Origin of the sequence: Pseudomonas sp. RA_105y_Pfl2_P56 (assembly GCF_963970845.1) — a bacterium.
In the GTDB taxonomy this organism is placed as follows: domain Bacteria; phylum Pseudomonadota; class Gammaproteobacteria; order Pseudomonadales; family Pseudomonadaceae; genus Aquipseudomonas; species Aquipseudomonas baetica_A.
The window spans coordinates 71630-90920 of record NZ_CAXAPL010000005.1 but is presented as its reverse complement, the minus strand read 5'-3'; the positions used below and the strand labels follow the sequence as shown (position 1 = coordinate 90920).

Annotated in this window: 17 protein-coding genes; 6 read left to right on the top strand and 11 right to left on the bottom strand. The window is 59.5% G+C overall.

Features of this window, described 5'->3' with window-relative positions; translation table 11 throughout:
* Positions 1–26: 26 nt before the first annotated feature.
* Both AACY11_RS05455 and AACY11_RS05450 read left to right on the top strand, forming a co-directional pair.
* Complete coding sequence (locus tag AACY11_RS05455; protein ID WP_339431713.1) at positions 27–707, top strand: Fe2+-dependent dioxygenase; 681 nt, start codon at positions 27–29, stop codon at positions 705–707.
* Positions 704–1462 carry a tetratricopeptide repeat protein gene (locus AACY11_RS05450; RefSeq protein ID WP_339494036.1) on the top strand — a complete coding sequence of 253 codons (759 nt, stop codon included), beginning with the start codon at positions 704–706 and terminating at the stop codon, positions 1460–1462. Before AACY11_RS05455 ends, AACY11_RS05450 begins: the two co-directional genes overlap by 4 nt.
* A gap of 80 nt (positions 1463–1542) precedes the next feature.
* On the opposite strand, the gene AACY11_RS05445 is transcribed toward AACY11_RS05450, so the two are convergent.
* The gene (locus AACY11_RS05445) at positions 1543–2706 is read right to left on the bottom strand and encodes a type III PLP-dependent enzyme (RefSeq protein WP_008088754.1); all 1164 of its coding nucleotides are present in this window, start codon (positions 2704–2706) and stop codon (positions 1543–1545) included.
* Positions 2707–3431: 725 nt separating this feature from the next.
* Between AACY11_RS05445 and AACY11_RS05440 the strand changes: the two genes are divergently transcribed.
* Positions 3432–4229 carry a hypothetical protein gene (locus tag AACY11_RS05440; protein ID WP_339431715.1) on the top strand — a complete coding sequence of 266 codons (798 nt, stop codon included), beginning with the start codon at positions 3432–3434 and terminating at the stop codon, positions 4227–4229.
* A gap of 53 nt (positions 4230–4282) precedes the next feature.
* Here the strand turns inward: AACY11_RS05440 and AACY11_RS05435 are convergent, their stop codons facing one another.
* The 4 genes from AACY11_RS05435 to AACY11_RS05420 are packed head-to-tail and all read right to left on the bottom strand — an operon-like array spanning position 4283 to position 7708.
* Positions 4283–5440 carry an osmoprotectant ABC transporter ATP-binding protein OsmV gene (locus AACY11_RS05435; RefSeq protein WP_339431716.1) on the bottom strand — a complete coding sequence of 386 codons (1158 nt, stop codon included), beginning with the start codon at positions 5438–5440 and terminating at the stop codon, positions 4283–4285.
* The gene (locus AACY11_RS05430) at positions 5437–6090 is read right to left on the bottom strand and encodes an ABC transporter permease (RefSeq protein WP_221730077.1); all 654 of its coding nucleotides are present in this window, start codon (positions 6088–6090) and stop codon (positions 5437–5439) included. Before AACY11_RS05430 ends, AACY11_RS05435 begins: the two co-directional genes overlap by 4 nt.
* Before the next feature lie 14 nt (positions 6091–6104).
* A complete protein-coding gene (locus AACY11_RS05425) occupies positions 6105–6998 on the bottom strand; it encodes a glycine betaine ABC transporter substrate-binding protein (protein WP_339431717.1) in 894 nt (297 codons plus the stop codon).
* A 20-nt stretch (positions 6999–7018) separates the two neighbouring features.
* Positions 7019–7708, bottom strand: a complete 690-nt coding sequence (locus AACY11_RS05420; protein WP_339431775.1) for an ABC transporter permease — start codon at positions 7706–7708, stop codon at positions 7019–7021.
* Positions 7709–8066: 358 nt separating this feature from the next.
* Here AACY11_RS05420 and AACY11_RS05415 point away from each other — a divergent pair, with 358 nt between their 5' ends.
* From AACY11_RS05415 to AACY11_RS05405, 3 genes are all read left to right on the top strand, one after another.
* On the top strand, positions 8067–9650 hold the full coding sequence (locus AACY11_RS05415) for a peptide chain release factor 3 (protein WP_339431718.1): 1584 nt from the start codon (positions 8067–8069) through the stop codon (positions 9648–9650).
* 648 nt (positions 9651–10298) lie between these two features.
* Positions 10299–11501 (top strand): MFS transporter, encoded by a 1203-nt coding sequence (locus tag AACY11_RS05410; RefSeq protein WP_339431719.1) that lies wholly within the window; start codon positions 10299–10301, stop codon positions 11499–11501.
* 180 nt (positions 11502–11681) lie between these two features.
* Positions 11682–11942, top strand: coding sequence for a hypothetical protein (locus AACY11_RS05405; protein WP_339431720.1), 261 nt, complete (start codon positions 11682–11684; stop codon positions 11940–11942).
* Positions 11943–12074: 132 nt separating this feature from the next.
* Here AACY11_RS05405 and AACY11_RS05400 read toward each other — a convergent pair whose 3' ends face one another.
* The 6 genes from AACY11_RS05400 to AACY11_RS05375 form a co-directional block, all read right to left on the bottom strand.
* Entirely contained in the window at positions 12075–13055 is a 981-nt protein-coding gene (locus AACY11_RS05400) for a peptide ABC transporter ATP-binding protein (protein ID WP_339431721.1), read from the bottom strand.
* Positions 13055–14023, bottom strand: a complete 969-nt coding sequence (locus tag AACY11_RS05395) for an ABC transporter ATP-binding protein (protein ID WP_339466254.1) — start codon at positions 14021–14023, stop codon at positions 13055–13057. Before AACY11_RS05395 ends, AACY11_RS05400 begins: the two co-directional genes overlap by 1 nt.
* A 10-nt stretch (positions 14024–14033) precedes the next feature.
* Entirely contained in the window at positions 14034–14960 is a 927-nt protein-coding gene (locus tag AACY11_RS05390) for an ABC transporter permease subunit (RefSeq protein WP_221730070.1), read from the bottom strand.
* Between the two features lie 12 nt (positions 14961–14972).
* On the bottom strand, positions 14973–15983 hold the full coding sequence (locus AACY11_RS05385; RefSeq protein ID WP_221730069.1) for an ABC transporter permease subunit: 1011 nt from the start codon (positions 15981–15983) through the stop codon (positions 14973–14975).
* Between the two features lie 73 nt (positions 15984–16056).
* Positions 16057–17652 (bottom strand): ABC transporter substrate-binding protein, encoded by a 1596-nt coding sequence (locus AACY11_RS05380; RefSeq protein ID WP_339431723.1) that lies wholly within the window; start codon positions 17650–17652, stop codon positions 16057–16059.
* Positions 17653–17729: 77 nt separating this feature from the next.
* The gene (locus AACY11_RS05375; RefSeq protein WP_221730067.1) at positions 17730–19151 is read right to left on the bottom strand and encodes an OprD family porin; all 1422 of its coding nucleotides are present in this window, start codon (positions 19149–19151) and stop codon (positions 17730–17732) included.
* Positions 19152–19291: the final 140 nt, after the last annotated feature.

The window sequence follows — 19291 nt, the reverse complement described above, 5'->3', positions numbered from 1 at the left end:
ATCTTTTACCATCAGGTACGTTTGCCATGCTGCTGCACATTCCCGGCCTGTTCGCGAAAGAAGAAGTGCAGCGCATCCGCCAGGCGCTCGAAGAGGCGGACTGGGCCGATGGCAAGATCACCGCCGGCTACCAGTCGGCCAAGGCCAAACACAATCTGCAATTGCCTGAAGGCCACCCACTGGCCAAGGAAATTGGCGCAGCGATGCTTGAGCGGCTGTGGAAAAATCCGCTGTTCATGTCCGCCGCGCTGCCGCACAAAGTGTTCCCGCCGTTAGTGAACTGTTACACGGCCGGCGGCAGTTTCGACTTCCACATCGACAACGCCGTGCGCCAACCGAAGGGCAGCATCGAGCGGGTGCGCACTGATCTGTCGGCCACGCTGTTTTTCAGCGAGCCTGCGGATTACGACGGCGGCGAACTGGAAATCCAGGACACCTTCGGCACCCAACGGGTGAAGCTGCCCGCAGGCGATATGGTGCTGTACCCCGGCACCAGTCTGCACAAGGTCAATGCGGTCACTCGCGGTGCGCGTTATGCGTCGTTCTTCTGGACGCAAAGCCTGGTGCGCGAAGACAGCCAGCGCGCGCTGCTGTTCGAGATGGACGGCGCGATCCAGCAACTCACCCAGGACATGCCTGATCACCCATCGCTGATCCGCCTTACCGGCACGTATCACAACCTGCTGCGGCGCTGGGTCGAGGTATGAGTTTTAAACTGCGTCGCGAGGAAATCCTCAGCGGTGAACAACTCAGCGCCATGCTCGAAGAAAGCCCGGCCCGTGCCGCGCAGGCGATTTTGCTGGCGGCGGGTGAGGGCGAAGTTGAAGCCCAGGCGTTGCTGGGGCAGATCCTTCTGGAGGGGCAGGGCATTGCCAGGGATCAGCCGTTGGCGCTGCGCTGGTTTGGCATCGCCGCCGGGCGCGGCCACTTGATGGCGCGCAATATGCTCGGGCGGTGCCATGAGCATGGTTGGGGGTGTGGCGCAGATGCGTCTGTTGCGGCGCAGCATTATCGGATCGCCGCGGATGCCGGGCTGGATTGGGCGATGTACAACCTCGCCAATTTGCTGGCGACCGGGCGCGGTGTGGTGGTGGATCATTTGCAGGCGCTGGCGCTTTATCGGCGCGCGGCTGAACGAGGCCATGCGAAATCGATGAATCTGCTGGGGCGTTATCTGGAAGAAGGGCAGGCATGTCCGGCGGATCCGGTCATGGCGCGCGAGTGGTATCGACGTTCGGCCAAGGGCGGGGATTTTCGCGGGCAGTTCAGTTTTGCCGCAGTGTTGGCGGGGGAAGGGCGGATTGATGAGGCGGTGGTTTGGCTTGAGAAAGCCTTGGCTGGCGGTAATCTGAATTTTCTGCGGGTGGCAAGCAAGACGCTGTTAAATGCAACAGATCCAGAGATTCAGGCGTTGGCCTCCAGGTATCAACAGCGTACGGATGAGCTGAGCCGCAGCGCATAACCCTTGTGGGAGCGGGCTTGCATCGACGCACAAAAAAGCCCACGACATGTCGTGGGCTTTACGCATTACCGGTTCAACAATTACACGTAATACGATTTCAGCGGCGGAAAGCCATTGAACTCAACCGCGCTGTAGCTGGTGGTGTACGCACCGGTCGACAACCAGTACAGACGATCACCAATCGCCAGGTTCAGCGGCAAGCCGTACTTGTAGTTCTCGTACATGATGTCGGCGCTGTCGCAGGTCGGGCCTGCGATCACCACTTCTTCCATCTCGCCTTTCTTCTCGGTCCAGATCGGGAACTTGATCGCCTCGTCCATGGTTTCGATCAGGCCGGAGAACTTGCCCACATCGGTGTACACCCAGCGCTCGACGGCGGTGCGCGATTTACGTGCGACCAATACCACTTCGCTGACCAGGATGCCGGCGTTGGCGATCAGCGAACGGCCCGGCTCCAGAATGATTTCCGGCAGGTCATCACCGAAGTCTTCTTTCAGGAAACGGATGATTTCTTCAGCGTAGGTTTCCAGGCTGTTGGTGCGGGTGATGTAGTTGGCCGGGAAGCCACCGCCCATGTTGATCAGCTTCAGGTGAATGCCGTCTTCTTCTTTCAGACGTTCGAAAATCACTTTGACCTTGGCGATTGCCGCGTCCCAGACGCTGATGTCGCGCTGCTGTGAACCGACGTGGAACGAGATGCCGTAAGGCACCAGGCCCAGGTCTCGGGCGAGGATCAGCAGGTCCATGGCCATGTCGGTCTGGCAGCCGAATTTGCGCGACAGCGGCCAGTCAGCGGTGGTCGAGCCTTCAGTGAGGATGCGCACATACACTTTCGAGCCCGGTGCAGCCTTGGCGATGTTGCGCAGGTCGGCTTCGGAGTCGGTGGAGAACAGACGCACGCCCTTCTCATAGAAGTAGCGGATGTCCTTGGATTTCTTGATGGTGTTGCCGTAGCTGATACGGTCGGCGCTGACGCCGCGATCCATCACTTTGTCCAGCTCGTAGATCGAGGCGATGTCGAAGCTCGAACCTTTCTCTTTGAGCAGGTCGATGATCTCGACGGCCGGGTTGGCCTTGACCGCGTAGTAGACCTTGGCGAATTCGAAACCGGCGCGCAGGTCATCGTAGGCCTGGCTGATCATCGCGGTGTCGATCACCACGAACGGGGTTTCCTGTTTGTCGGCGAACGCCTTCATTTTGTCGAATGTAGCGCGCGCGAAATAGTCTTCGACCTGGATCGACATGCTGGGAGCTCCTATGGGCAAACAAGTAAAAACAATGGGTGCAAATGAACGTCCTCCGTATCCCCACTTTGGTTCGCCTACTTCCCAAGGTATGTCGCCGAAAGCAAAAAGGCCACGGGCGCCGATGCTGCCCTTGGCCTTGCTGTCTCGTCGTCAGTACTTGAGCCGGATGGATCGTTTCCAGCATGGACGTTCGGCGCGAACTTTAGGGCGTGAGGGGCCTGAGATCAACAAAAAATGTCGCGTTTTTGCACGCTTCCGTCGTGCGGTCTTCCACCGGTACTGATGTAACCGACCGACATGACAGGCTGATGTTCCCTCGAGCATGGATTTGCGTAGTTGGTATGGCTGGAAAAAACGGAAATAAGCCACAGACGTTTAATTCCAAAAAAGCCTTGAGACAACCGTCAGGACTAGTATTTCTGACAGGTGTCTAGACGCGGTTTTCTTTCTAGGATGAGGGCGCCGATTAGTTCTGAAAGAAAGTCTGGTGATCGGCGAGCACAGTATTTTTTGTTATTGGAAATGGCTCCGTCGACCCGTTTGCATGATGGGGGGAGTGCGCCTGTCTATCAATTCAAGCGGATGCTGGGGTAACAAGGATGAATAGAATATTACTGTGGCTAGTTGTATTGACTCTGTCAGGTTGTGCCACTCACGAAGTGGTTCAGCCGTCTGTTCCCGTATCGCGAGAGGAAGTGCTCGGGACCGCATCGACTGGGGTGATGGGCGCCGGCACCGGGCCACAGATTGCCGCCTATCTCACGGAGGCCTACCACAACAAGCTGAACATGTGCCGAAATAACCCTTCAGCCCCGGCATTCCTGTGTTCCGGGGTCATGTTGAGAGCCACTCAACACTCCACACAGTTTCATTTCTGGAACCCTAATCCAACGTCTACCGGCGTGTCTTTTTCCTATTTGCGGGCGGATGCGAAGTTCAGCAAGTTGGTCTTCGGTTATCACAACGGATTTATCTTGTATCCGTACTTTTTCAAACCCGTGGGTAAAATAGAACCAGAGATACTTTGTTTCTTTCCGGTGGACGGTGCAACGACCCCGCGCGCAGATCAGGGCTGCGGTCAAAGTCCGGGAATAGTTTCCAGTCGACCCTGCCAGTCACAAGGGATCAATACGGCCGCGCAATACATCGCGCATTACAATCAGCAAACGAACAAATACGGGCATCTGTGCGGCTTTGATGTGAGCGACGATTTGAATCAGGCAGCCACCACCGCTTTCAATGAGGCAATCAAGGCCCAGGGGATGGGCGGCACGTTCGCCTTCAATACGCAGAACGAGTTCCGGCTGGCCAAGTGGGGGCAGAATCTGGGCACGACGTTGCCAATCGAGGCGGTGTTCTACATCGGTGACGCCGGCAAGGCCGGTGCGCAGTATGACCAGCAGGATTTCAAGAACCAGACAGGTATCTGGATTCCGGCAATCAGGATCACGCTGCCCCAGACGCCATCGGCTGATGTGCGGTTCGAGTTCATTGCCGGTGACCAGGCCATCTCTTCCTGATCCATTCAATTGTGCCGTGCCCTGCCAGAGGGGCACGGCACATCAGCGCTCTATCAGGCCAGCGCTGTCTCGGCGGGGGAGATGATGCTGGTCTTGCCACCGCGGGATTTGCCGGAACTCAGATACTCGGCAATCGACTCCTGCGTGACCTCGCCCAGGAACACCCGCTCGGCGTCCAACACCGGCAACCACGAACGATTGAACTCGTACATGCGCGACAGCAGGATGCGCAAATGCTCGTCATACGCCGCCGTGGCGTTGAACTCACGCAGGAACTGCGCGCAGGTGCCGGTCTGGCGGTGCAGGTCGCGGCGACGCACATAACCCAGCGCCTTGTTCTCGGCACAGGTGACCACGACGTAGCGGCGGTCATGTTCGTCCATCAATTCCAGCGCATCGGCCACCGGGGTTTCCGGGCTCACCGACGGCGCGTTGTCCGCCGCGTCTTCTGCCTTGACCAGCAGCAGGCGCTTGAGGGTGCTGTCCTGGCCGACGAAGTTGCTGACAAAGTCGTCCGCCGGGTGTGCGAGCAGGGTGTCCGGGTGATCGATCTGCAGCAGTTTGCCGGCGCGGAAGATCGCAATCTTGTCGCCGAGTTTGATCGCCTCGTCGATGTCGTGGCTGACCATGATGACGGTCTTGTTCAGCGCGCGCTGCATCTCGAAGAACTCGTTCTGGATCATCTCTCGGTTGATCGGGTCGACCGCACCGAACGGCTCGTCCATCAGCAACAGCGGTGCGTCCGCCGCCAGCGCACGAATCACGCCGATGCGCTGTTGCTGGCCACCGGACAATTCACGCGGATAACGATGCAGATACTGCTTGGGCTCAAGCTTGATCATGCTCATCAGTTCACGGGCGCGGTCGTGGCATTTCTGTTTGTCCCAGCCGAGCAACTTCGGCACCACCACAATGTTCTCTTCGATGGTCATGTTCGGGAACAGACCGATCTGCTGGATCACGTAGCCGATGTTGCGGCGCAGGGTCACTTCGTCCAGGTCGGTGGTGTCTTCACCGTTGATCAGGATCTTGCCCGAAGTCGGTTTGATCAGGCGGTTGATCATCTTCAGCGTGGTGCTTTTGCCGCAACCCGATGGCCCGAGGAACACACAGATTTCGCCTTCATTGACGGTCAGGCTCACCGAGTCCACGGCTTTGATGTCTTTGCCGTTGCTTTGGAAGGTCTTGCTGAGGTTTTGAAGTTCGATCATTTGAGGAGTCCTTTTGGAGTCAGCGCGCGTTGCAGCCACTGCAGGAGGAGGTCGGCGAAGATCGCCAGAAGACTGACCAGCAGCGCGCCGACGATGAGCATCGACATGTCACTGCGGCTGATGGAGGCGAGGATCAACACACCGAGACCGCCGGCGCCGACGGTGGCGGCGATGGTCATCACGCCGATGTTCATCACCACGGCAGTGCGCACACCGGCGAGGATCACCGGTACCGCAATCGGCAACTCGACCATGCGCAGGCGCTGGCCGAAGGTCATGCCGATGCCGCGTGCGGCTTCACGGATGCCCGGTTCGACGCCGGTCAGGGCCAGGTAGGTGTTGCGCATGATCGGCAGCAGTGAATAAAGGAACACCGCCGTGATCGCCGGCATCGGGCCCAGGCCTTGGCCGAACTTGGAGTAGAACGGCAACAGCAGGCCGAACAGGGCAATCGACGGCACGGTCAGCAGCACGGTGGCGCTGGCCTGTAAAGGGCCGGCGAGGCTCGGAAAGCGGGTCATCAGAATGCCCAGCGGCACACCGGCGACAATCGCCAGACTGACGGCGATCCCCACCAAAGAAATGTGCTGCAAGGTCAGGTGCAACACCTGCTGCCAGTCAAGATGGGAAAAGGCGTTCAAGAATTCCATGACGTTTCCTCCCTTCAATTCAATGGATGTTGGCGCAGGAAATCAGCGGCCACAGCGGATGGGCTTTCATGATCGACATCGACCCGCGCGTTGAGCCGGCGCATGGTTTCGTCATCAAACAGTTCGGCCAGCGGCTTGAGTTGCCCGGCCAGTTTCGGGTGGGCGTCCAGATAGGCCTGGCGCACCACGGGCGCGGCGGTGTAGTCCGGGAAGTAATGCTTGTCGTCCGCCAGCAATTTCAGATTGAAGGCGCTCAGGCGACCGTCCGTGGTGTACACCAGGCCGGCGAACACTTGGCCATTGCGCAGGGCGGTGTAGACCAGACCGGCGTCCATCTGGCGGGTGTTCTCGCGTGTCAGGTTCATGTCATAGAGCTTGACCATGCCGTCCAGGCCGTCGGAGCGGTTGGCGAACTCAGTGTCCAGAGCCACCAGATGATTGGCCTCGGCCTCATCCCGCAGCACGGTGTTCAGTTCGCTGATGCTGTTGATCTGCGGGTACTGGTCGGCGATTTTTTTCGGCAGGGCCAGTGCATAGGTGTTGCTGAATTTCGACGGTGCGAGCCAGGTCAGGCCTTTTTTGGCATCGAGTTCTTTCACCCGAGCGTAGGACTGTTCGCTGTCGAGTTTTTCGGTGACATGGTTGTAGGACACCAGCGACACCCCGGTGTACTCCCAGAGCATGTCCAGTTGGCCACTCTCCTGAGCGCTGCGCGCCAGATTGCTACCCAGCCCACCGGTGATTTGCGCGTCGTAGCCTTTGCTGCGCAGGTACTGCGAGGTGATTTGCGCCAGCAGGGTTTGTTCGGTGAACACCCGGGCGCCAATGCGGATAACCGGTTTGTCGGCGGCTTGGGCGATTCCTGCGAACAGCAGGGCGCAGCCTAAAATCAAGCTAAGTCGTTTCATGAAGATTCCTTTGCCGGGGCTTAAGACGGGCGCAAGCCGCGTTCGAGCCAGAGTCGACTGCCCAGGGTGACAGCGCCATCGAGCAGCAGCGCCAGTAAGGCGGTACACGCGGCGCCGAGCAGCAGTTGCGGCTGATTGTTCAGCGCGATACCCGGGAAGATCAGGCTGCCAAGGCTGTTGGCGCCGATCAGAAACGCCAGCGGCGCTGTCCCGACATTGATCGCCAGCGCCACACGCACACCACCGACGATGATCGGCACGGCATTGGGCAACTCGACTTTCCACAGCACCTGACGCGGGGTCATGCCGATGCCGACGGCGGCTTCTTTGAGTGAACCCTGAACGTTTTTCAGGCCTTCGTAGGTGTTGCGCACAATTGGCAACAGTGACGCGAGGAACAGCGCGAAGATCGCCGGGCCGCTGCCGATGCCCAGAATCCCCAGGGCAATTGCGAGTACGGCCAACGGCGGCACGGTGTTGCCGATGTTGAAGATCTGCATGAAGCGTTCGGCGCGCCCGACCATGCCTGGGCGACTGAGGAAGATGCCGGCGGGGATGCCCACGACGAGGGCAGCGAGCATTGAAGCGAGGACGAGAACCAGATGAGCTTGCAGGTAAAACAACAAATCGTCGCGGTAGTGTTCGATCGTGTTGATGCCGATCCAGTGGACCAGCAGGGCCAGGAGCGCGATCACCACCGCACCTCCCATCAGCCCTTTGCCATAGCGGATAGCCACAGGCGGACTCCTTTTTTTTAGTCGGCGAACGCCATCCTGCGTGGCAGGCCAAACCTTGGCTGCCGGGAAAAAACGTTCGCGAGAAGCAGCTCCCTCAGCACCGGCAAAAAGCGGTCTGAAAGCGAGCCATGAGCGCAGCCTCGTCAGGCTAACTTGCTGATTTTTCAGCCCCTGACGAAACGTCGTAACAGGGGATGGACGTCTCCGTGCTTTAAAAGGTTCCCATCCGAGACAGCATTTGGCCACCCCTGATGTGCTCAACGGTTCGGTTATTGTCTGGACTTGGGCTATAATCGCGGCCCTTTTTTGAATCACCGCCAGGCGATTTCCCATGACCAACCAGGCCGCCGAAGTCGCGAAACGCCGCACTTTCGCCATTATTTCCCACCCCGATGCCGGTAAAACCACGATCACCGAAAAGCTCCTGTTGATGGGCAAGGCGATTGCGGTGGCCGGTACGGTGAAATCCCGTAAATCCGACCGCCATGCGACATCCGACTGGATGGAGATGGAGAAACAACGGGGTATTTCCATTACCACGTCGGTCATGCAGTTCCCGTATCGCGATCACATGGTCAACCTGCTCGACACCCCGGGCCACGAAGACTTCTCCGAAGACACCTACCGCACTCTGACGGCAGTGGACTCGGCCTTGATGGTCCTCGACGGCGGTAAGGGTGTTGAGCCACGGACCATCGCGCTGATGGACGTTTGCCGTCTGCGAGACACGCCGATCGTCAGCTTCATCAACAAACTCGACCGTGACATCCGCGACCCGATCGAACTGCTCGACGAAATCGAAGCCGTTCTGAAGATCAAGGCGGCGCCGATCACCTGGCCGATCGGTTGCTACCGCGACTTCAAAGGCGTGTACCACCTGGCCGACGACTACATCATTGTCTACACCGCCGGTCACGGTCACGAACGCACCGAAACCAAGATCATCGAGAAGCTCGACTCCGACGAAGCCCGCGCGCATCTGGGCGACGAGTACGACCGCTTCATCGAGCAGTTGGAACTGGTACAGGGCGCCTGCCACGAGTTCAACCAGCAAGAGTTCCTCGACGGCCAACTGACCCCGGTGTTCTTCGGTACCGCACTGGGCAACTTCGGTGTCGACCACGTGCTCGACGCCGTCGTTGACTGGGCGCCGCGCCCGCTGGCACGCGTGGCCAACGAGCGCACCGTGGAACCGGTCGAAGAGAAGTTCTCGGGCTTCATCTTCAAGATCCAGGCGAACATGGACCCCAAACACCGTGACCGCATCGCCTTCATGCGTATCTGCTCCGGCAAGTACGAAAAAGGCATGAAGATGCGTCATGTGCGTACCGGCAAGGACGTGCGCATCGGCGACGCCCTGACGTTCTTCTCCTCCGAGCGTGAGCAACTGGAAGAGGCGTTTGCCGGCGATATCATCGGCCTGCACAACCACGGCACCATTCAGATCGGCGACACCTTCAGCGAAGGCGAAGCGCTTGGTTTCACTGGTATTCCGCACTTCGCCCCGGAACTGTTCCGTCGCGTGCGTCTGCGTGACCCGCTGAAATCCAAGCAACTGCGCCAGGGGCTGCAGCAGTTGGCTGAAGAAGGCGCGACCCAGGTGTTCTTCCCGGAGCGCAGCAACGACATCATTCTCGGTGCCGTCGGTGTGCTGCAGTTCGACGTGGTCGCCAGTCGCTTGAAAGAGGAATACAAGGTCGAGTGCTCGTATGAGCCGATCACTGTTTACTCGGCGCGCTGGATTGAATGCGACGACAAGAAGAAGCTTGAGGAATTCTCCAACAAGGCTGTGGAAAACCTGGCAGTCGATGGCGGTGGGCACCTGACTTACCTCGCTCCGACGCGGGTTAACCTGGCGTTGATGGAAGAGCGCTGGCCGGATGTGAAATTCCGTGCGACGCGTGAGCATCACTAAGCGCTGAATTGTTTTGTCCAAAGCCCCCTAGGTGTATGCCTAGGGGGCTTTTTTTGCTTGGTTGGTTTGGGTGTATATCCGTTTCTGCGGGTGTTGCGGCTGACGGTTTCGCCCTTACGGCGACTCACTTTTTTTACAAACGCCTAAAAAAAGTAAGCAAAAAAACGCTTGCTCCTACGTGCGGCCCGCTCGCTGGGGCTCGGGGTTCCTTCGCTGCGGGATTGATCCGGGGGGCATCGCCTCCGGTTTGCTGCGCTGCACCTCCTCTCGATGTGTTTGGCTTCGCCAAACGGTCGCTGCGCTCCCATCCCCGGATCAATCCCTCCACTCAGCCTTCCGACGTCGCCCGTGGATCAAGGTCAAGAGCTGCAGCCGAGCTAACGCTCATCCTGTTGAGTGGTGAGTAGCAGAGGGGATACGCGTTCTGCTCATGCTTTTTTGTGTGCGAGCCTGCTCGCGAAGGCGGCCTGACGGCCGACCATTTTCTGACTGAGTGCCTTCAATCTGCCTGATCTGCCGAAGGTTGCACCTGCATGGGGCTGTAGGGCGACTCCGTTTTTTGTGATCTCGACATACTTGAGCGCGACAATCCGCGAGCTGACCGTTAGTGTCTCAGGTTTGCGAAAGTCGCTTTGAGAGGTCAAAGGAATGACAAGTCGGCTGACTTACCTGCTGCGACTCAATGGCTATTTTGGCGTAATGGCCTGGGTGCTCGCGGCGCTGCTGTTCATCAATCGCCTCAGCAGTATGGTCAAGCTGTTCATGGCGTTGTATCTGCGTCAGGAGCTGGGGCTGGCGATTGAAACCGTGGGCTGGCTGCTGTCCGGTTACGGCGCGGGGCTGTTGATCGGTTCGATGGTCGGTGGGTTGCTCAGTGATCGCTTTCCCACGGCGCGGCTCACGGCGGCGCTGTTTTTCCTGTCGGTATGGACCCTGATCCTGTTGGGGTTGGTCACCGACGTGCCGTGGCTTGCGGCGTTATTGCTGTTGAGCGGTGTGCTCGACGGGGCGATCCGCACCCTGCATCAACGGTTGATCATGGAGTATTGCGAGGTTGCGCAGCGTTCGCGTGCGCAAGCTTTGAGCCGGGTTGCGAGAAATCTCGGGATGGCCGCTGCCGGGGTGGCTGGCGGGGTGTTGGCGCAGACGGATTTTCGCTCGGTGTTTTTCGCCAGTGCGGCGATGACGCTACTGGCGTTGCTCTGGTTTGTCCGCACGACCTGGCGTCGACCGGTGTTGATCGTTGAGGCGTCAGCCGACGCGGGCTCCGGCGCATCCTCTGCGTATCGCGACAAGGCGTTTCTCTGGTTGCTGGCAGCGGCGGTCTTGCTCGGCATGGCGTTCGATACCGTCTACAGCACGCTGGGCAACTATCTGCGTGACTACTACCACTTGAGCACAGAAGCCATCGGTTGGCAGTTCGCGCTCAACGCGATACTGATTGTGGCCCTGCAGATTCCGCTGTCCCATTGGGGCGAACGGTGGGGCATGCGGCGGCAACTGGTGGCCGGCAGTCTGTTGCTGGCTATCGGGCTGGGCATGTTGCCGTTGGGCACCGGACTGTTTTTCGTCTGCCTGTCGACGGTGGTCTGGACACTGGGCGAAGCGCTGTTCATGCCGCCGCTCAATGTGTTGGTCATGCAGCATGCACAGAGTGGCAAAGGCGGGCAGTACTTCGGTCTGTTTTTCATGAGCTGGAGTGCGAGCGCACTGGTATCACCGGTGCTGAGCGGTCAAATGTACGGATACTTTGGCGGGCACAGTGTCTGGCTGGTCAGTGCGACGCTGGCGCTGTTGGCCATCCCGCTGATTTATCAGGCCACTCACACACGCGTCTCGGACGGGCCTTAAGGGCAGGCCGGCGTCCTTTAGCGGCTCCGGCTATTGGCGTTATTCGAAACCAGTCTTTGTGTCGAGGGTATTTCTGCCGGCTGCTGAGTGTCTTGTCTGGTGAGCCCGGCGGATCGGAACTAGATTTCATTCATCGCCGGATCGGCATGTTTGTCTCACCCGCAGAGGATGGAATCGATCATGAAAAACAGATTGCTACGCGTTTTGCTGCTGTTGAAAGTGATGGTGATGTTCTCCCTCGGCACCGCGACGGCTTGGGCCGAGTGCGAGGATCACGATGCCCAGGCCTTCAGCGGGCAGGTGGGGCACAGCGGGCTGATGCTGGCCAAGTCTGATTCTGAGGGCGGTGATAAAGGCCAGGGCGGCAGCGAAGGCGATGATGATTCGACCACCGACGAGCCGGCCACCGACGACAGTGACGAAGGCGACAGCCAGACGTAAATGGCAGACAAAAGAAAACCCCTTCTACCTCGACTGATGCGCAATCGAAGCGGAAGGGGTTTGGTTAACACTTTGACTCTAAGTCCAACACAATCTCTGTGGGAGCGGGCTTGCATTTGCCTCGGGATTTGCTTACGCCGCGCCGTCGAGGAACTGCTCGGCGTAGTGGCACGCCACCTGCCGGTTGTCGAGCTCGCGCAGGGCTGGCTCTTGAGTGCTGCAACGCTCGGTCGCATACGGGCAACGCTTGTGGAACGCGCAGCCTGCGGGCGGGTTGAGCGGGTTGGGCAATTCGCCGACGATCTTGATTTTCGGCTTGTCCGGATCCGGGTGAATCGTCGGGGTCGCCGACAGCAGCGCCTGGGTGTAAGGGTGCAGAGGACGATCATAGATGGCGTTTTTCGGACCCATTTCCACCGGGCGACCGAGGTACATCACCATCACGTCATCGGCCACGTGTTGCACCACCGCCAGGTTGTGCGAGATGAACACGTAGGCGGTGTTGAACTCCTGCTGCAGATCCATGAACAGGTTCAGCACCTGCGCCTGAATCGACACGTCCAGCGCCGAAGTCGGTTCGTCCGCCACCAGCACTTTGGGTTGCAGCATCATTGCTCGGGCCAGGGCGATACGCTGGCGCTGACCGCCGGAAAACATGTGCGGATAACGCTGGTAGTGCTCGGGACGCAAGCCGACCTGCTTCATCATCGCCTGGACTTTCTCGCGACGTTCGGCGGCGGACAGGTTGGTGTTGATCAGCAGCGGCTCGCCGAGCTGATCACCGACTTTCTGCCGTGGGTTCAACGACGCGTACGGGCTCTGGAACACCATCTGCACGTCTTTGCGCAGTTGCTTGCGCTGGGCCTTGTCGGCACCGGCCACTTCCTGGCCGGCGATTTTCAAGGAGCCGGACGACGGCTCTTCAATCAGGGTCAGGGCGCGGGCGAGGGTCGATTTGCCACAGCCCGACTCGCCGACAACCGCGAGGGTCTTGCCGGCTTCCAGTTCGAACGACACGCCGTTCAGCGCGCGCACGGTGGCGTGGCCCTTGAACAGGCCACGGGAGACTTCGTAGTGACGGGTCAGGTCGCGGGCGGTAAGTACGACGGCCATTACGCCACCTCCTGGTTCAGCGGGTAGAAGCAGCGGGCGAGGCTGTGGCTTTTCGGGTCAAGGGTCGGACGTTGCGCGCGGCAGCTGTCCTGCACGTACGGGCAGCGCGGCGACAGCAGGCAGCCCTGCGGACGGTCGTAACGGCCCGGGACGATGCCCGGCAGCGTCGCCAGACGCTCGGCGCCCTGGCTGTGCTCCGGAATCGCCTTGAGCAGCGCTTCGCTGTACGGGTGCGCCGGGATGTCGAACAGTTGTGGCACCTGACCGACTTCAACGGCTTGGCCGGCATACATCACGCACACGCGCTGGGCGGTTTCAGCCACGACCGCGAGGTCGTGGGTGATCAGCACCAGGCCCATGTCCTGTTCTTTCTGTAACGCCAGCAGCAGATCCATGATCTGCGCCTGAATCGTTACGTCCAGTGCAGTGGTCGGTTCGTCGGCGATCAGCAGTTTTGGCTCGCCGGCAATCGCCATGGCGATGGCGACGCGCTGGCTCATACCGCCGGACAGTTGATGCGGGTAGGCGTCCATACGGCTGGCGGCGCCCGGGATTTCCACTTTTTCCAGCAGTTCGATGGCACGTTTACGCGCTTGCTTGCCGGACATTTTCAGGTGCAGGCGCAGCACTTCTTCGATCTGGAAACCGACGGTGTAGCTCGGGTTCAGTGCGGTCATCGGGTCCTGGAACACCATTGCCAGGTCTTTGCCGACGATCTGCCGGCGCTGGCGGTTGCTCAGGGTGAGCATGTTCTTGCCGTCGAAATTCAGGGCGTCGGCCGTGACGATCCCCGGGTGCTCGATCAGGCCCATCAGGGCCATCATGGTCACGGATTTGCCCGAACCGGACTCGCCCACGATCGCCAGTACTTCGCCCTTGTCGACTTTGAGGTCGAGGCCATCGACCACCGGCACGGCGGTTTTGTCGCCGAAGCGAACGTTGAGATTCTTGATTTCTAGCAGTGACATGGGAATCTCCTCAGGCGGCGTTCTTGAGTTTCGGGTCCAGCGCATCGCGCAGACCGTCGCCCATCAGGTTGATTGCCAGCACGCTGAGCAAAATGGTCAAACCAGGCAGGCTCACCACCCACCAGGCGCGTTCGATGTAGTCGCGGGCCGAGGCCAGCATGGTGCCCCACTCAGGGGTTGGCGGTTGTACGCCAAGGCCGAGGAAGCCCAGGGCGGCGGCATCGAGAATCGCCGAGGAGAAGCTCAGGGTCGCTTGTACGATCAGCGGTGCCATGCAGTTGGGCAGCACGGTGATGAACATCAGGCGTGGCAGCCCGGCACCGGCCAGGCGCGCGGCGGTCACGTAGTCGCGGTTCAGTTCGCCCATGACGGCGGCACGGGTCAGACGCACGTAGGACGGCAGCGATACCACAGCAATCGCAATCACGGTGTTGATCAGGCCAGGGCCGAGGATGGCGACAATCGCCACCGCCAGCAGCAAGGACGGCAGGGCCAGCATGATGTCCATCAAACGCATGATGGTCGGGCCGAGGACTTTGGGGAAGAAACCGGCGAACAGACCCAGCAGGATGCCCGGGATCAACGACATCACGACCGAAGACAAACCGATCAGCAGCGACAGGCGCGAACCCTGGATCAGACGCGACAGCAAGTCGCGACCCAGTTCATCGGTGCCGAGCAGGAACTGAATCTGCCCGCCTTCGAGCCACGACGGCGGCGTCAGCAGGAAGTCACGGTATTGCTCGCTCGGGTTATGCGGTGCGACCCACGGCGCGAACAGCGCGCAGAAGACGATCAGCAGCATGAACAGCAAACCGGCAACTGCGCCCTTGTTCTTGGAGAAGGCTTGCCAGAATTCTTTGTACGGTGACGGGTACAGCAGGCTTTGATCCACGTCGGACGCGGCGGTGGCTGCTGAGGAAGTTGGAGTGCTCATGGGTAATTGACCTCAGCGCTGATGACGGATGCGTGGGTTGGCAAAGCCGTAGAGGATGTCCACTACGAAGTTGACCAGAATCACCAGGCAGGCGATTAACAGGATGCCGTTTTGCACAACCGGGTAGTCCCGGGCGCCGATGGCTTCGATCAGCCATTTACCGATGCCGGGCCAGGAGAAGATGGTTTCGGTCAGAACCGCACCGGCCAGCAGCGTGCCGACTTGCAGGCCGACCACGGTCAGGACCGGAATCAGCGCGTTACGCAAACCGTGGACGAACACCACGCGTGCCGGCGACAGGCCTTTGGCCCTGGCAGTGCGGATGTAGTCTTCACGCAGGACTTCGAGCATCGAGGAGCGGGTCATCCGCGCGATCACCGCCAGCGGGATGGTCCCCAGCACGATGGCCGGCAGGATCAAGTGATGCAATGCGTCGAAGAATGCGCCGACGTCATCGGCCAGCAGCGTGTCGATCAACATGAAACCGGTGCGCGGCTCGATGTCGTAGAGCAGGTCGATCCGCCCGGACACCGGGGTCCAGCCCAGGCTCACCGAGAAGAACATGATCAGGATCAGGCCCCACCAGAAGATCGGCATCGAATACCCCGCCAGGGAGATGCCCATCACCCCATGGTCGAACAGGGATCCTCGCTTGAGTGCCGCAATCACCCCGGCCAGAAGGCCCAGAATGCCGGCGAACAGCAGGGCGGCCATGGACAGTTCCAGGGTCGCCGGGAAAAGGGAGGTGAACTCGGTCCAGACGCTGGTGCGCGTACGCAGGGATTCGCCGAGATCGCCGTGAGCCAGTTTGCCGATGTAGTCCAGATACTGGGCATACAGCGGTTTGTTCAGACCTAGGCGTTCCATTGCCTGAGCGTGCATTTCGGGATCGACCCGACGTTCGCCCATCATCACTTCCACGGGGTCGCCCGGAATCATGCGAATCAACGCGAAAGTCAGCAAGGTGATGCCGAAAAACGTGGGGATCAACAACCCCAGTCGGCGGGCAATAAAACTAAACATCTTGTGTGGTACCTCATCAGCCGGTTAGGCGTACCCGGCTTCCCTGGGGTCAGGGAGGCCGGGCGTTTCTTATCTACTTCACCTGGGTGGTGGCGAAGTTATTAGTTGTCAGAGGGCTGATGTGGTAGCCCTCTACGTTGTTGCGCATTGCAGTGAACATCCGGGTGTGGGCCATGCTGATCCACGGTTGGTCCTGATTAAACAGGACCTGGGCTTGCTCGTAGAGTTTCGCGCGTTCGGCCGGATCTACTTTAGCCCGTGCTTCATCCAGCAGAGCCTGGAATTTCTCGTTGCACCAGCGCGCGTAGTTCTCGCCATTCTTGGCCGCCTCGCAACTGAGCATAGGCGTCAGGAAGTTGTCCGGATCGCCATTGTCGCCCGCCCATCCGGCCGAGACCATGTCGTGCTCACCGGCCTTGGCGCGTTTGAGCATTTCGCCCCATTCCATCACGCGGATGTCGATCTTGATCCCGACTTTCGCCAGGTCAGCCTGCATCATCTGCGCGCCGAGCATCGGGTTGGGGTTGGTCGGGCCGCCGCCGTTGCGGGTAAACAGGGTAAACGTGGTGCCTTCTGGAACACCGGCTTCCTTGAGCAGGGCGCGAGCCTTGTCGAGATCGCGAGGCGGGTTCTTCAAGTCATGGTTGTAGCCCAGCAGCGTCGGTGGGTACGGGTTGACTGCGACGGTGGCGTTACCTTTGCCAAACAGCGCGTTGACGTAGGCTTCCTTGTCGAAGGCGATGTCGATCGCTTTGCGCACCCGCACGTCGCTCATGTATTTGTGCTGGGTGTTCATGGCGACATACGACACGGTCATCGCGTCGAGTTCGGCGACTTTCAGGTTGCTGTCTTTCTTGATGCTCGGGATGTCATCCGGCTTCGGATACAGCGCAATCTGGCACTCGTTGGCCTTGAGTTTTTGCAGGCGCACGTTGTTGTCGGTGGCAATCGCCAGAATCAGCGCATCGGCCGGTGGCTTGCCACGGAAATAGTCCGGGTTGGCCTTGAACCGTACTTGAGCGTCCTTGGCGTAACGCTGGAAGATGAACGGGCCGGTGCCGATCGGCTTGCTGTTCAGGTCGCCGGTCTTGTTGGCCTTGAGCAACTGGTCGGCGTATTCGGCCGAGTAGATCGAGGAGAACGCCATGGCCAGGTCGGCCAGGAACGGCGCTTCGCGGCGGGTCAGGGTGAACTTGACCGTGTTGTCGTCGACTTTTTCTACGCTTTTGAGCAGTTCCTTGAAGCCCATGCTTTCAAAGTAGGGGAAGCCCACGCTCGACAGTTTGTGCCACGGGTGATTCGGGTCCAGTTGACGCTGGAAGCTCCAGACCACGTCGTCGGCGTTCATGTCGCGAGTCGGCTTGAAGTAATCGGTGGTGTGAAACTTGACGCCTTTGCGCAGGTGGAAGGTGTAGCTCAAGCCGTCATCGCTGATGTCCCAGGAGTCGGCCAGCGCCGGTATCACTTCGGTGGTGCCGGGCTTGAAGTCCGCCAGCCGGTTGAAGATGGTTTCGGCCACCGCGTCGGCTGTGACTGCAGTTGTGTACTGGACCATGTCGAAGCCTTCCGGACTGGCTTCGGTGCAGACCACCAAGGGTTTGGCCGAGACGCCGATGGCGGCGCTCAACAACGCGGCAGCGACGGCCGCACGTAGGGGAAGCATTTTCATCGATAACCCTCTGCAATCGGTTGAAGACAAAAAACCGAACGGCCGACTCTTCATGAGTCAGCCGTCGGTTAGCGTTTTTACAGGATGTTGAACGGAATGGTGGTCACGAGACGGAACTCGTTGATGTTGCCGTCAGCCTGGTGCTCGCTGGCGCGGTGAGTGGTGTACGTCGCACGAATAGCGGTGGCCTTGAGCGGGCCGCTCTGCACGGCGTAAGAAGCACCGACGCCGTATTCATAGTGGCTTTCGCCATTCATCAGGCTCAGGTCGCCGCGTTTGGCTCCTGGATCGGTGTAAGCCGTGCCACGGTAGTGAGTGCCGTCGATGCCCCAGCCGCGCGCCTGGTAGATGTTGAACTTCAGGCCAGGTACGCCGTATTCAGCCATGTTCAAGCCGTAAGCGATCTGGAAGGATTTCTCGTTCGGGCCGTTGAAGTCCGACAGCAGGGAGTTGGCCAGGTAGATGCCGTTGGTTTCGTGCAGGTAGTCGAAGTACTCGTTGCCGTTCACTTCCTGGTACGAGAAGGTCAGGCTGTGGGCCTGGTGAGTCAGGCCGAGCGACAGCGAGTAGGTGTCGTTGTCGATGTTGCCCATCAACTTTTTGCCTTCGTCGACAGTCTTGTAGTAGTTCAGACCGGTGGTCAGGCTCAGGACCTGGCTGTCACCCAGTTCGTGGGTGGCGCCGAAGTAGTACTGGTTCCAGAAGTCTTCAACGTTCGCGACATACAGGCTGGTTTTCAGGCTCTTGAGCGGCTGGTAGTTCAAACCGGCTGTGTAAACCTTGTCGGTTTCAACACCAGTGGCCGAGTACTCGGAACGGAATTTCGACAGGCTCTGTTCGGTACGTGGCGAGACGCGGTCGAAACCGGCCAGGTCAAACGACAGGTTGCTGAATTCTTCGCTGTGCAGGCTGATACCTTCGAAGCTCGAAGGCAGCGGACGGTTGCCGATGACATCGACGATCGGCGTGCTGAAGTTCTGGCGACCGGCGGTCAGGGTGGTGTTCGATACGCGGAACTTGACGTTGGCCAGACCCAGTTTGCTCCACTGGCCGACAGCGTCGCCGTCGGAGTCGGCGAGGGTGCGGTTGGAGCCGCCAGCGATGTCCTTACGGTCACGATCCAGAACGATGGCGTTGTAGGCGGCCACTTCAGTGCTCACGCCAACGGTGCCTTGGGTGAAGCCCGAGGTGTAGTTGACGATGGTGCCCTGAACCCAGTTGATACGACGCGGGGTTTTGGTTCTGACCTGTGGCGTGGTGTTCTTGTCGCTGTTCTTCACGTAGCTGAAACTGTCGTCACGACGCTTCAGTTCATTGGCATAAAAGTTACGGGTTGTGCCGCCCAGGCTCTGTCCATCAATAAAGCCTTTGGCCTCGCTTTGGGCGCTACTGCCGGCCAGGGTAGTGGGGACGAACTCCTGACTGACAGGTTCTGCATACGCCGTGGCGGTGATGCTGCTGATGGCCAAAGCCAGTATCGCGGTGCTGCTCAGTTTCATGGGTGAAGCTCCTTTACTTTCTTTTTATACCGGTCTTTTTTTGGTCGTCCGGCTATTTGGTTTAGAACTCAATCACACATCGCAAACGTTTGCCAAAGGCCGGATTGGCGAATTTCGGCAAAGCGCTTGCGTGAGGGGGA